This window comes from Streptomyces sp. NPDC000983 (genome assembly GCF_040299205.1).
Lineage (GTDB): Bacteria > Actinomycetota > Actinomycetes > Streptomycetales > Streptomycetaceae > Streptomyces.
Window position 1 is genome coordinate 70605 of record NZ_JBEPBM010000013.1, and the last position, 12322, is coordinate 82926.

The following is a 12322-nucleotide window of genomic DNA, read 5'->3' on the forward strand; positions in this document are numbered from 1 at the left end:
AACAGGGGTTGACCGGCCCGCTGAAGTGTCGGTGCCGAGTGATAGAAAGGGCCGTCTGAGAACCGTCTGAGAAGAATGGGTGTGGCGGAAACGCGAGCGCCACCGAGCGCGGCGCCACATCGGTCACAAGGGGGAAACCGCTGATGAGCCAGCCGCCCAGCCAGCCGCCGAACGGAGGCTTCGGCGCGCCGCAGGACCCGCCGCCGCAGGGAGGTTTCGGCGCCCCCCAGCCGCCGCAGCCGCAGGCCCCGCAGCCCCCGGCCCAGCCGCCTCAGACGCCCCCGCCCCCGCACACCCCGCCGGCCGGCGCCCCGCAGCCCGGCTACGGCTACCCGCCGTCGCAGCCGCAGCAGCCCGGCCCGTACGGCCAGCCCCAGCAGCCGGGCCCGTACGCGACCCCGGGTCCCTACGGGGCGCCGACCGCCCCCGGCCCGTACGGCCAGCCGCAGCAGCCGGGCCCCTACGGCCAGCCCGGCTACGGCTACCCGCAGCAGCCGCAGTACCCGGGTGCGCCCACCCCGCCCGGCTTGCGCAACCCCTTCAAGGGCAAGCCGGCGCTGGTCATCGGCGCCGCGGTGGCGGCCCTGCTGGTCATCGGCGGCACCGTGTTCGCGGTGACCGGCGGCGACGACGGCGGCGACGGCAAGAAGAAGAAGCCGGTCGCGCAGAAGAGCGACGACCCCAAGGCCTCCGAGGACCCGGTCAACCCCGGCGACGGCAGCGGCGACGGTGGCGAGGACCCCGAGAACCTCAACGAGGGCCGCAAGGCCGGCGAGGCGAAGGTGCTCTGGTACAAGTCGGGCCCCGACGCGCCCGGTTCCGGCGCCGAGGCCCCCGGCATGTGGATCACCGACAAGACCGCGGTGAAGGCGGCGTACAAGGAGGTCTTCGCCTACGACGTCGCCGACGGCACGCCCTCCTGGGACGCGATCGCCTTCCCGGAGAAGATCTGCGCCGTCACCCCGCAGAAGACGGCCGACGACAAGGTCGTCGTGGCGTACATGAGCGGCAGCAGCGACCGCGCCGAGTGCAACCAGCTCCAGGAACTCGACCTGAACACCGGGGAGAAGGGCTGGACGGGCGAGGTCGCCGACGGCGAACTCTTCGACAGCACCCTGCAGATCGAGCTGTCCATCACCGGCTCCACACTGATGGTGGGCCGCTCGCAGTCCGGCACCGCGTACGACGTCACCACCGGCAAGAAGCTGTGGGACAAGAAGAAGTACGGCGACGCCTGCTTCCCGGCCGGCTTCGCCGGCGGCGAGAAGCTGGTCGCCGTGTCGTCCTGCGGTGCCGGCGGGAACAACGAGCACGACGAGGTCCAGGAGCTCGACCCGAAGACCGGCAAGGCCAAGTGGACCTGGAAGCCCGACAAGGGCTGGCGCGTCGGCCGGGTCTACTCGCTGAACCCGGTCGTGGTCTACAGCACCAACGAGGACAAGAACTCCTGGAACATCTCCACGCTCGGCTCCGGCGGCTCCATCGCCTCCCAGGTCGACGTCGACGAGAGCTTCTCCCCCGAGTGCGGCTGGGCCGTGCTCCAGCGTGACCTCCAGGGCTGCTCCGGCGTCGCCTCCGACGGCAAGTCGCTCTACCTGCCCACCGAGGCCACCACCGGCGCCAACGAGATCGTCGCCATCAGCCTGGCCACCGGCAAGGAGCAGTGGCGGGTGAAGTCCCCGGTGGAGGAGTCGATGATGCCGCTGCGGACCGAGGGCGGAAACCTCATCGCCTACGTCAAGCCGTCCTGGGAGTCCGGCGGCCAGGTCGTGTCGATCCCGACCTCGGGCAGCGCCCACAAGCCGGTCAAGCTGCTCCAGCACCCGTCCGGCACCGCCGACATCGAGGACAGCTTCTACTCCGGTACCTACGACTGGGTCGACGGCCGCTTCTACCTGTCGACCACACGGCTGTCCGGCAACGACGAGGCGAAGGAGAAGCTGATGCTCGCCTTCGGCAAGTGATCCGCTCCCGCGTCCCGTCCGTATCGAGCCGTCCCCACTCCGAGGTACTCACATCATGACCACGCCCCCGCCCCCGCCGCCCAACCAGCCCCCGCAGGGGGGAGGGTTCGGCCCGCCGCAGGACGAACCGCCGAAGCAGCCCGCGCCCCCGGCGCAGCCGCCCGCCGAGCCCCAGGCCCAGCCGCCGGGCTTCGGCGCGCCCACCCCGCCGCCCGCGGGAGGCTTCGGCGCACCGACGCCCCCGCCGGCGGAAGGTTTCGGCGCGCCCACGCCCCCGCCGCAGGGCGGCTTCGGAGCGCCCACGCCGCCGCAGGGCTACGGCTACCCGCAGCCGCCCACGCCCCCGCAGCAGCCGGCCGGCTACGGCTACCCGCAGACGCCCCCGCAGGGCTACGGCTACCCGGGCCAGCCGCCCACCCAGCCCTACGGCCAGCAGCCCTACGGCTACCAGCCGCCGACCATGCCGATGCCGCCGCAGCCGGGTCAGCCCGGCGGCGGCCGGAAGTTCAACTCCCAGCTGGCGATCATCGTGGCCGCGGTCGTGGCCATCGCCCTGATCGTCGGCGGCGGCTTCCTGTACGCGTCCAACTCCGGTGACGACAAGGGCAAGGACGACACCGCGAGCTCCAGCGGCGGCACCGGCGGCGGCGACAAGGGCGGCGACACCTCGGGCGGCGGCGACGGCGGTGGCGACACCGGCGGCACCCAGTCGGGCAAGGCGACCGAGAAGGCGCCCGCCGACCCCAACTCCCAGGTCCTCTTCCAGGTCCCGGCGCCCGAGGTGAAGAAGGACCAGACCGTCTCCACGGTCGGCTCCTGGCTCACCGACAAGGTGTACGCCAAGAGCGGTGTCGCCGAGATCGTCGGCTACGACCCCGACAAGGGCACCGAGCTGTGGACGATCGAGCTGCCCGGCCCGGTCTGCCAGGGCAGCAACCACGCCACCGAGGACAACCGGACGGCGATCACCTACCAGCCGAAGATGCCGACCAAGGCCAACCCCTCCTACGGCTGCACCCAGGTCGCGGGCATCGACCTCGACACCGGCAAGAAGCTGTGGACCAAGACGGTCGAGAGCGGCACCTCGCCGATCAGCTTCGACAACGTCACGGTCAGCGCGGGCACGGTGGCCGTCGGCAGCACCAGCGGCGGCGCCGCGTTCGACATCGCCACCGGTGACCAGCTGTGGGCGCCCAAGCCGACCGACACCTGCTACGACGCCGGCTACGGCGGCGGCCCCAAGCTGGTCGCGGTCCGCAAGTGCGGCTCCTACGGCGAGCGTCAGCTGAACATCCAGAACATCGACCCGAAGTCCGGGAAGGTGATCACGGAGTACAAGATGTCCGCGGGCATCGAGTACGCCAGCGTCGTCTCCACCGAGCCCCTGGTGGTGGCCGCCGACGTCGGTGACGCGGCCGGCGACGGCAGCGGCATCTCGGACTTCTTCTCCATCGACAACAAGACCGGCAAGCTGCGCGCCCGCATCTCCGCCCCGGGCGAGCAGTTCAACGCCTCCTGCGACGGCATCACCAAGGTCGAGGAGTGCCGCCAGCTCGCCGTGGGCGAGGACCGGCTCTACCTGCCGACCGAGAAGCACGACGGCAAGGCCGAGTACAGCGACACCAACGAGATCGTCTCCTTCGACCTCGCCACCGGCAAGGAGACCGGGCAGCGGGCGGACGCCGGCGACAACTACGAGTTCGTCCCGCTGCGCATGGACGGCCCCAACCTGATCGCCTACAAGCGCGGCCCCTACGACAAGGGCGGGCAGGTCGTCTCCCTCGACGGCGGCTCCTTCAAGGAGACCAAGCTGATGGAGAACCCGTCCACGGAGAAGGTGATGCGGGTGGAGCGCAGCATGCTGCCCGACTACGCCGAGATCCTGTACAGCCAGGGCCGGCTGTTCATGTCGGACGTCTTCGCCAGTGAGCTCGGCTCCACCGGCGAGGAGGAGTACCTGGTGATCGGCTTCGGCGCCAAGTAGCCGAACGAACATCTGTGGCCACGGCCCCGTCCCTGTTCAGGGGCGGGGCCGTGCATTTACCGCGCATCACCCTCGAATGAGAGGAATTTCGGCGATCCGGGGCACTTCTCTCCAGTAGGGGCAGCGCAACGTCGAACAAGCGTGTAGCTTCCGGGGGCATCCACGGGGGCGTGTCTGTGGGTGCGAGGGGATTCGCAGGGGGGACTGGGGGGTTGCTCGATGGGAGTGCGGCTCATGGTGGTCGACGACCACCGACTGCTCGCCGAGGCGTTGGCCTCGGCGCTGAAACTGAGGGGGCACCGGGTACTGGCCGCCGCGGCACCGGCCGCGGGGGCGGCGGAACTGGTCATCACACGGGCGCCGGAGGTGTGCCTGCTGGGGACGGCGACACCGGCCGAGCCGGGCATGTTCGACCCGGTGGTGAAGATCAAACGGGAACGTCCGCAGGTCGCGGTGCTGGTCCTCGGACCGGTGCCGAGCCCCAGGGGCATCGCGGCGGCGTTCGCCGCGGGCGCCTCGGGCTATGTCCGGCACGACGAGCGGATCGAGGGCGTGGAACGGGCGATCATGAAGGCGCGTGCGGGCGAGGCGGCGGTGGCGCCGCAACTGCTCCAGGGGGCCTTCAGCGAGCTGCTCAATCCGGCGGCCCAGCCGGACGACGAGGGCCAGCGGCTGCTCCAGATGCTGACGCCCCGGGAGGTGGAGGTCCTGGTCCGGGTCGCCGAGGGCGAGGACACCCGGCTGATCGCCGCGGGCATGGGCATCGCCCCCTCCACGGCTCGCACCCATGTACAGCGGGTCCTGATGAAGCTGGGGGTGGGTTCCCGCCTGGAGGCGGCGGCCCTGGCCGCCCGTACGGGCCTGCTGGACCGGGCGGGCCCCCGGCCGGTCGAGCCCTGACCGGGGCACCGCGGGGGCGGACGCGCCCCTGACCGCGCGTGAGGGCCGGGACCCGAGTGGTCCCGGCCCTCCTCACGCGTGGGTACGGCTCACTCCGCGCGCTCGTCCTGCGGCGGCTCGGCCGGGGTGGGCGGCGGGGTCGGGCGCAGCTTCAGCCAGACCAGGAAGAAGATGCCGAGGAGCAGCATCCCGAGCCCCGTCCAGAGGTTGATGTTGACGCCCTCCGCCTTGTCGAGGTCGGCGTCCGAGGGGTTGATCCCGGCGATCGTGACGATGACGCCGTAGAGGACGAAGAGGGCGCCGATGATGCGGCGCAGGTCGAACAGGCTCGCCGCGGTGGCGGACTTGCCCTGCAGCTCGGTGACTTCCCGCTGGACGTCGTCCTCGGAGTATCCGTGGTGCTCAGACATGGTTTCTCGATTCTCCCGCGATCAGAAAGAGAACGGGATGTAGCAGGCGGCGGCCAGGATGATCGCTCCCCAGCCCAGCAGGGCCGGCTTGCGGTACCAGGCGTCGTCGCCCTCGGCGGGCGCCTCGGACATGCCGGGGGAGCGGGTGCCGTAGACCAGGCCCTGGAGTTCCTCGATGGGCTTGGGCCGGGTGAACAGGGAGACGACGACCATGACCACGCCGCCGGCCACGAAGCCGACGATCGCGGAGACGAAGTTGGCGCCCTGGTCGGTGGGGATGTCGACGATGCCCTGCTTGTAGATCCAGAAGTAGTTGACCATCGCGGCGACGGTGCCCGCGAGCAGACCCCAGAAGCCGGAGACGACGGACGCCCGCTTCCAGAACATGCCGACGATGAAGACCACGAACATCGGCACGTTGAAGAAGGAGAACAGCGTCTGGAGGTAACTCATGATGTTGGAGAAGGTGGAGGCCAGGAACGCCGTTCCGACAGAAGCGCACACGCCGATGACGGTGATCAGCCGGCCGAAGCCGATGTAGTAGGAGTCCTCGCGGCCCTTGACGACGTACCGCGCCCAGATGTCGTTGGTGAAGACCGTGTTGAAGGACGAGACGTTCGCCGCCATGCCCGCCATGAAGGCCGCCAGCAGACCGGTGACCGCGATGCCCAGCACGCCGTTGGGCAGCAGCTGCTCCATCAGGTAGGGGATGGCGTCGTTGTACTGGTAGCCCGACTCCTCGGTGCCGAAGCCCGGGACCAGGGCCGCCGCCGTCAGGCCCGGGATCATCACCAGGAAGACGATGAAGATCTTCGGGTAGGCCGCGATCAGCGGGGTGCGCTGGGCCGCGGAGAGGTTCTTCGCCGACAGGGCCCGCTGGACCTCGGCGAAGTTCGTGGTCCAGTAGCCGAAGGACAGCACGAAGCCCAGACCCAGCACGATGGTCAGCCAGTTGGCGCCGAGCGGGTTGTCGCTGCCGATGCCGGTGCCGCCCCAGGCGGTGGTGAAGTCGGCGCCCTGGGCCTTGGTGAGCGTGTCCGTCAGGCCGCCCCAGCCGCCGGCCTTCTTCAGGCCCAGCACCACGATCGGGATGAGGGCTGCGAGGATCACGAAGAACTGCAGCACCTCGTTGTAGATCGCCGAGGAGAGGCCGCCGAGGGTGATGTAGGCCAGCACGAAGGCGCCGGCGACCACGATCGCCACCCACTGCGGCCAGCCCAGCAGCGCCTCGACGACGATCGCGAGGGCGTACAGGTTCACCCCGGAGATCAGGATGGCGGCGAAGGCGAACAGCGCCGAACTCAGCAGGTGCGCCGACTTGTCGAAGCGCAGCAGCAGCATCTCGGGGACCGAGCGGACCTTGCTGGAGTAGTAGAAGGGCATCATCACCAGGCCCAGGAAGACCATCGCCGGGATGGCGCCGATCCAGTACCAGTGCACGGTGTAGACGCCGTACTGCGCGCTGTTGGCGGCCATGCCGAGGATCTCGGTGGCGGCCAGGTTGGCGGAGATGAACGCGAGGCCGGTGATCCAGGCGGGCAGCGAGCGTCCGGACAGGAAGAAGTCGAGGCTCGTCCTGACCGAGCGCCGGGCCGCGAAGCCGATGCCCAGGACGACGACGAAGTAGATGCCGAGGATCGTGTAGTCGAGCCAGTTGGTGGGGAGCCGTAGCTCGGCTGCGAGGTATGTGGGGGTCTGCATGCGTACTCGCTTCGTTGCGCGAACTGATCCGTGCGGAACCTGGTTCCTCCGCGTTCAGCAATTGAACACTTCTGGTGGTGAGCTTTGTTTGATTGTGATGTTGACGCTTCTGGTGAGTTGTGTTTCGATATGTTGAGTTCTGTTTGATGGTTGTGTGGCTCGATGAGGGAGTCCGGCGTGAAGAAGACCTCGACCCTGCTGGCCGACGGTCGCGAGCTGATCTACTACGACCTGCGCGACGACCGCGTGCGGGACGCGGTGGACCGCCGGCCGCTGGACCGCACCGTCACCACCTCCGAGGTCCGGAGGGACCCGCTGCTCGGCGACTCGGTCGCCGTCGCCTCGCACCGCCAGGGGCGGACCTACCACCCGCCGGCCGACGAGTGCCCGCTGTGCCCCTCGCAGGGCGAGCGGCTGAGCGAGATCCCCGACTCGTCGTACGACGTCGTGGTGTTCGAGAACCGCTTCCCCTCGCTCGCCGGTGACTCCGGCCGCTGCGAGGTGGTCTGCTTCACCTCCGACCACCACGCCTCCTTCGCCGATCTGAGTGACGAACAGGCCCGTCTCGTCCTGGACGCGTGGACCGACCGGACCGCCGAGCTCTCCCATCTGCCCTCCGTCGAGCAGGTGTTCTGCTTCGAGAACCGGGGCGCCGAGATCGGCGTGACGCTCGGTCATCCGCACGGCCAGATCTACGCGTACCCCTTCACCACCCCCCGCACCGCCCTGATGCTGCGCCAGGTGGCCCAGCACAAGGAGGCCACCGCCGGCGGGAACCTCTTCGACGCCGTCCTGGAGCGTGAACTCGCCGGTGAGCGCGTCGTCCTCGCGAGTGAACACTGGGTCGCCTTCGTGCCCTACGCCGCGCACTGGCCCTACGAGGTCCACCTGTACCCGCGCCGCCGGGTGCCGGACCTGCTGGGGCTGGACGAGGCGGCACGCTCGGAGTTCCCCCAGGTTTATCTGGAACTCTTGAGGCGCTTCGACCGGATCTTCGGTGCGCAAGAGCCCTCGACGCCCTACATCGCCGCCTGGCACCAGGCGCCGTTCGGGGCGCTGGAGGAGTTCGACGGCGTCGTCCGTGAGGACTTCGCGCTCCACCTGGAGCTCTTCACCATCCGCAGGACCCCCGGCAAGCTGAAGTTCCTCGCGGGTTCCGAATCCGGCATGAGCGTGTTCATCAACGACGTGCCGCCGGAGCGCGCGGCAGAGCGACTGCGAGAGGTAGCGAGTTCATGAAGTACCTGGTGACAGGCGGGGCGGGTTACGTAGGCAGCGTGGTGACCCGGCATCTGCTGGAGGCGGGCCACGAGGTCACCGTGCTCGACAACCTCTCCACCGGCTTCCGCGAGGGCGTCCCCGCGGGCGCCGTCTTCGTCGAGGGCGACATCCGCGACGCCGCCAAGTGGCTGGACGCCTCCTTCGACGGCGTGCTGCACTTCGCCGCCTCCTCGCAGGTCGGCGAGTCGGTGGTCAAGCCCGAGAAGTACTGGGACAACAACGTCGGCGGCACCATGGCCCTGCTCGGCGCCATGCGCGAGGCGGGCGTGCGCCGGCTGGTCTTCTCCTCCACCGCGGCGACCTACGGCGAGCCCGAGCAGGTCCCGATCGTGGAGTCCGCGCCGACCAGGCCGACCAACCCCTACGGCGCCTCGAAGCTGGCCGTCGACCACATGATCACCGGCGAGGCGGCCGCGCACGGACTGGCCGCGGTGTCGCTGCGCTACTTCAACGTGGCCGGCGCCTACGGCGAGTCCGGCGAGCGCCACGACCCCGAGTCGCACCTGATCCCGCTGGTCCTCCAGGTGGCGCAGGGCCGCCGTGAGGCCGTCTCGGTCTTCGGCGACGACTACCCGACGCCGGACGGCACCTGCGTGCGCGACTACATCCACGTCGCCGACCTCGCCGAGGCGCACCTGCTGGCGGTCGGCGCGGCCACCCCCGGCGAGCACCTGATCTGCAACCTCGGCAACGGCAACGGCTTCTCCGTGCGCCAGGTCGTCGAGACGGTGCGCCGGGTCACCGGGCACCCGATCCCCGAGGTGGTGGCCCCGCGCCGGGGCGGCGACCCGGCGGTCCTGGTGGCCTCCGCCGACGCGGCCCGCGAGAAGCTGGGCTGGCGCCCCTCCCGTACCGACCTCGACGCGATCGTCGCGGACGCCTGGGAGTTCGCGCAGCGGCACGGGAAGTAATCCTCTCCAGCGGTCTGTTCAGCACGAAAGGTCAGGGGTCAGGGATGAGCGAGGCTGTCGCCGAGCGGTTCAGTCAGCTGTACGGCACGGAGCCGGACGGGGTGTGGGCGGCACCGGGCCGGGTCAACCTCATCGGTGAGCACACCGACTACAACGACGGCTTCGTCATGCCCTTCGCGCTGCCGCACACCGCGCTCGCCGCGGTCGCCCGGCGCACCGACGGCGTCCTGCGGCTGCACTCCGCGGACGTCGGGGGCGGGGTCGTCGAACTGCGCGTGGACGACCTGGCCCCGGAGTCCGACCGGAACTGGACGGCGTACCCGGCGGGCGTCGTGTGGGCGCTGCGCGAGGCCGGGCACGAGATCACCGGCGCCGACATCCACCTGTCCTCCACGGTCCCGGCGGGCGCCGGCCTGTCGTCCTCGGCGGCCCTGGAGGTCGTCGTCGCGCTCGCCCTCGACGACCTGTACGGACTGGGCCTCAAGCGCTGGCAGCTGGCCCGGCTCTGCCAGCGCGCGGAGAACGTCTACGTCGGCGCGCCGGTCGGCATCATGGACCAGACCGCCTCCGCGTGCTGCGAGGAGGGCCACGCCCTCTTCCTCGACACCCGGGACCTCTCCCAGCAGCAGATCCCCTTCGACCTGGCCGCCGAGGGCATGCGCCTGCTGGTCGTCGACACCCAGGTCAAGCACTCGCACAGCGAGGGCGAGTACGGCAAGCGCCGCGCGGGCTGCGAGAAGGGTGCCGCCCTGCTCGGTGTCGACGCCCTGCGCGACATCCCCTACGACGGACTCGACGCGGCGCTGGAGCGCCTCGCCGACGACGAGGAGGTGCTGCGTCTGGTCCGCCACGTCGTCACCGAGGACGAGCGGGTGGAGCGGATGGTGTCCCTGCTGCGGGCGGGCGAGACCCGGGCGATCGGCCCGGTGCTGGTCGCCGGGCACGCCTCCCTGCGCGACGACTTCCGGGTCTCCTGCCCCGAGCTGGACCTGGTGGTGGACAGCTCCCTGGCGGCCGGCGCGCTCGGCGCCCGGATGACGGGCGGCGGCTTCGGCGGCTCGGCGATCGTGCTGGTGGAGGCGGCCGACGCGGACACCGTCTCCAAGGCCGTCCAGGAGGCCTTCGCGACGGCCGGGTTCACCGCCCCGCGGGTCTTCGAGGCGGTCCCCGCGCCGGGCGCGCGCCGCATCAGGTGAGGCGCTTGGTCAGTGTGAACTCCGTGATCCCCGGCGGGTAGTCGGGGATCACGCACACCACCTCGTAGCCGTGGCGCCGGTAGAAGTCCGGCGCCTGGAAGTCCCAGGTCTCCAACCGGGCGCTGAGGCAGCCCCGTCCGTCGCGGGCCGTCCGCTCCGCCTGCGCGAGCAGCCGCGAGCCCAGCCCGGCGCCGCGATGCCGCTCGTCGACCCAGAGAAGCGCCACGTGCAGCCAGGTCGCCCAGGTGTGACCCACCAGCCCGCCGGCCAGGGCGCCGGACTCGTCCAGCATCCAGACATGCAGCGGGAGTTCACGTTCACCGGGTGTCCCCCGCAGTGCGGCGAGCACCGGTGAGGCCGCGGTGTTGGTGTCCCGCATCCGGGCGCCGAGAAGATCGCGCCGCTCCTTGTCGACTTCTGTCTCCATTCGGAACATGCGGCTCACCATAAACGCGTCGACGGGTCAGTTCTGCAAATCGCCTTCCGCTCCAGGCCCTCGCCCGTACTCTGATGAGCAGCGCCGGTGGGGGCCGGTGCTGATCAGGGGGCGAGACAGCCGGGTACGGCGCCCGCGGTGGGGGTAGCCATTCCCGCATGGCGGCGGCCGTGCGTCCGTAACCACCCGTGGGTGCCGTGCCCGCGTGGGTCGTCGTTCTCCGGACCTGGGGTATCCCCGGCTCTTCAGGAGCTTGGGGAAGGGGGTTTCAGTGGTTCGTATCCGAGTCCTGGTCGTCGACGACCACCGAATTTTCGCCGAGTCGCTCGCCGCCGCCCTGGCGGCCGAGCCGGACGTCGACGTCTCCGCCGCGGGCAGCGGTCCGGCCGCCCTGCGCAGCCTGGAGCGCGCGGCCGCCGAGGGGCGCCGCTACGACGTGCTGCTCGTCGACGCAGATCTGGGCGGTGTGGCCCCGGGCATACGGCCCGCGGTGCCCGTGCAGGAGGTGGGGGAGGACGGACTCGTCGACGGCATCTCCCTGGTCGCGGGGGTGCGCACCGCGCAGCCCGGGGTGCGCATCGTGGTGCTCGCCGAGAAGGACGATCCGCGGCGGGCCGCGCTGGCGCTCCAGGCCGGGGCGTCCGGCTGGGTCGCCAAGGACTGTTCGCTGTCCCGGCTGCTCACCGTCATCCGCGGGGTGCTCCGCGAGGAGACGCACCTTCCGCCTGCCCTGCTCACCGGTGTGCTGCGGGAGTTGACCGCGGCGCGCAAGCACCGCACCGAGAGCGAGCGGCTGGTGGAGTCGCTGACCCCGCGCGAGCGCGAGGTGCTCAGGTGCATGGTGGCGGGGCTGGGGCGCAAGGCGGTCGCCGAGCGCCTGTTCCTCTCCCCGCACACCGTCCGCACCCATATGCAGAACGTGCTCGGCAAGCTGGGCGTCCACAGCACCCTGGCCGCCGTCGCGCTGGCCCGCCGCGCGGGCGTCGGGCCGGTCGACCTAGCCGGGGATGTTGTCGAACGGGGCGGTCAACTGGCGTAGCAGTCCCGCCAGTTCGCCGCGCTGGAGCCGGGAGAGCTCGCCGAGGATGGCGCGCTCCTGGTCCAGCAGTCCGGCCAGGGCCTGGTCCGCGCGGTCCCGGCCCTCGTCGGTGAGCCGGACGAGCACACCCCGCCGGTCACTGGGGTCGGGGAGCCGCTCCACCAGGCCCTTCTTGGTGAGCCGGTCGATGCGGTTGGTCATGGTGCCGGACGTGACCAGAGTCTGCGTCAGCAACTGTCCGGGGGAGAGCTGGTAGGGCGTGCCCGCGCGCCGCAGCGCGGTCAGCACGTCGAACTCCCAGGGCTCCAGACTGTGCTCGGAGAAGGCCAGCCGGCGCGCGCGGTCCAGGTGCCGCGCCAGCCTGCTGACCCGGCTGAGCACTTCCAGCGGTTCCACGTCGAGGTCCGGGCGCTCCCGGCGCCACGCAGCGACCAGCCGATCGACCTCGTCCTCCATGACGATCAGTGTAGTGGTTGTGTCGACGTGAAGTCTCTTGATAT

At 70.7% G+C, this 12322-nt stretch carries 11 protein-coding genes; 7 read left to right on the forward strand and 4 right to left on the reverse strand.

Annotation, left to right across the window (positions count from 1 at the left end):
- Positions 1–143 precede the first annotated feature (143 nt).
- From ABT296_RS17170 to ABT296_RS17180, 3 genes are all read left to right on the forward strand, one after another.
- Positions 144–1964: an outer membrane protein assembly factor BamB family protein gene (locus ABT296_RS17170; RefSeq protein WP_351927985.1), complete on the forward strand. Its 1821-nt coding sequence runs from the start codon at positions 144–146 to the stop codon at positions 1962–1964.
- A 55-nt stretch (positions 1965–2019) separates the two neighbouring features.
- On the forward strand, positions 2020–3948 hold the full coding sequence (locus tag ABT296_RS17175; protein ID WP_351927987.1) for an outer membrane protein assembly factor BamB family protein: 1929 nt from the start codon (positions 2020–2022) through the stop codon (positions 3946–3948).
- A gap of 219 nt (positions 3949–4167) precedes the next feature.
- Positions 4168–4848: a helix-turn-helix transcriptional regulator gene (locus ABT296_RS17180; RefSeq protein WP_351927989.1), complete on the forward strand. Its 681-nt coding sequence runs from the start codon at positions 4168–4170 to the stop codon at positions 4846–4848.
- 89 nt (positions 4849–4937) lie between these two features.
- Here ABT296_RS17180 and ABT296_RS17185 read toward each other — a convergent pair whose 3' ends face one another.
- On the reverse strand, positions 4938–5258 hold the full coding sequence (locus ABT296_RS17185; RefSeq protein WP_351927991.1) for a hypothetical protein: 321 nt from the start codon (positions 5256–5258) through the stop codon (positions 4938–4940).
- 21 nt (positions 5259–5279) lie between these two features.
- Positions 5280–6959: a sodium:solute symporter family protein gene (locus ABT296_RS17190; RefSeq protein WP_351927993.1), complete on the reverse strand. Its 1680-nt coding sequence runs from the start codon at positions 6957–6959 to the stop codon at positions 5280–5282.
- Between the two features lie 177 nt (positions 6960–7136).
- Between ABT296_RS17190 and galT the strand changes: the two genes are divergently transcribed.
- Genes galT through galK form a run of 3 tightly spaced genes read left to right on the forward strand, consistent with a single transcriptional unit; the run spans position 7137 to position 10347 of the window.
- On the forward strand, positions 7137–8198 hold the full coding sequence (galT, locus tag ABT296_RS17195; RefSeq protein WP_351927995.1) for a galactose-1-phosphate uridylyltransferase: 1062 nt from the start codon (positions 7137–7139) through the stop codon (positions 8196–8198).
- A complete protein-coding gene (galE, locus tag ABT296_RS17200) occupies positions 8195–9151 on the forward strand; it encodes a UDP-glucose 4-epimerase GalE (RefSeq protein WP_351927997.1) in 957 nt (318 codons plus the stop codon). Before galT ends, galE begins: the two co-directional genes overlap by 4 nt.
- 44 nt (positions 9152–9195) lie before the next feature.
- Complete coding sequence (galK, locus tag ABT296_RS17205; protein WP_351927999.1) at positions 9196–10347, forward strand: galactokinase; 1152 nt, start codon at positions 9196–9198, stop codon at positions 10345–10347.
- On the opposite strand, the gene ABT296_RS17210 is transcribed toward galK, so the two are convergent.
- The gene (locus tag ABT296_RS17210) at positions 10340–10795 is read right to left on the reverse strand and encodes a GNAT family N-acetyltransferase (protein ID WP_351928001.1); all 456 of its coding nucleotides are present in this window, start codon (positions 10793–10795) and stop codon (positions 10340–10342) included. The two genes, galK and ABT296_RS17210, sit on opposite strands and share 8 nt — an antisense overlap.
- A 259-nt stretch (positions 10796–11054) precedes the next feature.
- Here ABT296_RS17210 and ABT296_RS17215 point away from each other — a divergent pair, with 259 nt between their 5' ends.
- Complete coding sequence (locus ABT296_RS17215) at positions 11055–11822, forward strand: LuxR C-terminal-related transcriptional regulator (protein ID WP_351928003.1); 768 nt, start codon at positions 11055–11057, stop codon at positions 11820–11822.
- Here the strand turns inward: ABT296_RS17215 and tamR are convergent.
- Positions 11781–12278 carry a MarR family transcriptional regulator TamR gene (tamR, locus tag ABT296_RS17220; RefSeq protein ID WP_351928005.1) on the reverse strand — a complete coding sequence of 166 codons (498 nt, stop codon included), beginning with the start codon at positions 12276–12278 and terminating at the stop codon, positions 11781–11783. The genes ABT296_RS17215 and tamR overlap by 42 nt on opposite strands.
- Positions 12279–12322 lie beyond the last annotated feature (44 nt).

Bases quoted from the DNA above. Each gene is read 5' to 3' on its own strand.
- ABT296_RS17170 (WP_351927985.1), top strand. From the start codon at position 144: ATGAGCCAGCCGCCCAGCCAGCCGCCGAACGGAGGCTTCGGCGCGCCG.
- ABT296_RS17175 (WP_351927987.1), top strand. From the start codon at position 2,020: ATGACCACGCCCCCGCCCCCGCCGCCCAACCAGCCCCCGCAGGGGGGA.
- ABT296_RS17180 (WP_351927989.1), top strand. From the start codon at position 4,168: ATGGGAGTGCGGCTCATGGTGGTCGACGACCACCGACTGCTCGCCGAG.
- ABT296_RS17185 (WP_351927991.1), bottom strand. From the start codon at position 5,258: ATGTCTGAGCACCACGGATACTCCGAGGACGACGTCCAGCGGGAAGTC.
- ABT296_RS17190 (WP_351927993.1), bottom strand. From the start codon at position 6,959: ATGCAGACCCCCACATACCTCGCAGCCGAGCTACGGCTCCCCACCAAC.
- galE (WP_351927997.1), top strand. From the start codon at position 8,195: ATGAAGTACCTGGTGACAGGCGGGGCGGGTTACGTAGGCAGCGTGGTG.
- galK (WP_351927999.1), top strand. From the start codon at position 9,196: ATGAGCGAGGCTGTCGCCGAGCGGTTCAGTCAGCTGTACGGCACGGAG.
- ABT296_RS17210 (WP_351928001.1), bottom strand. From the start codon at position 10,795: ATGGTGAGCCGCATGTTCCGAATGGAGACAGAAGTCGACAAGGAGCGG.
- tamR (WP_351928005.1), bottom strand. From the start codon at position 12,278: ATGGAGGACGAGGTCGATCGGCTGGTCGCTGCGTGGCGCCGGGAGCGC.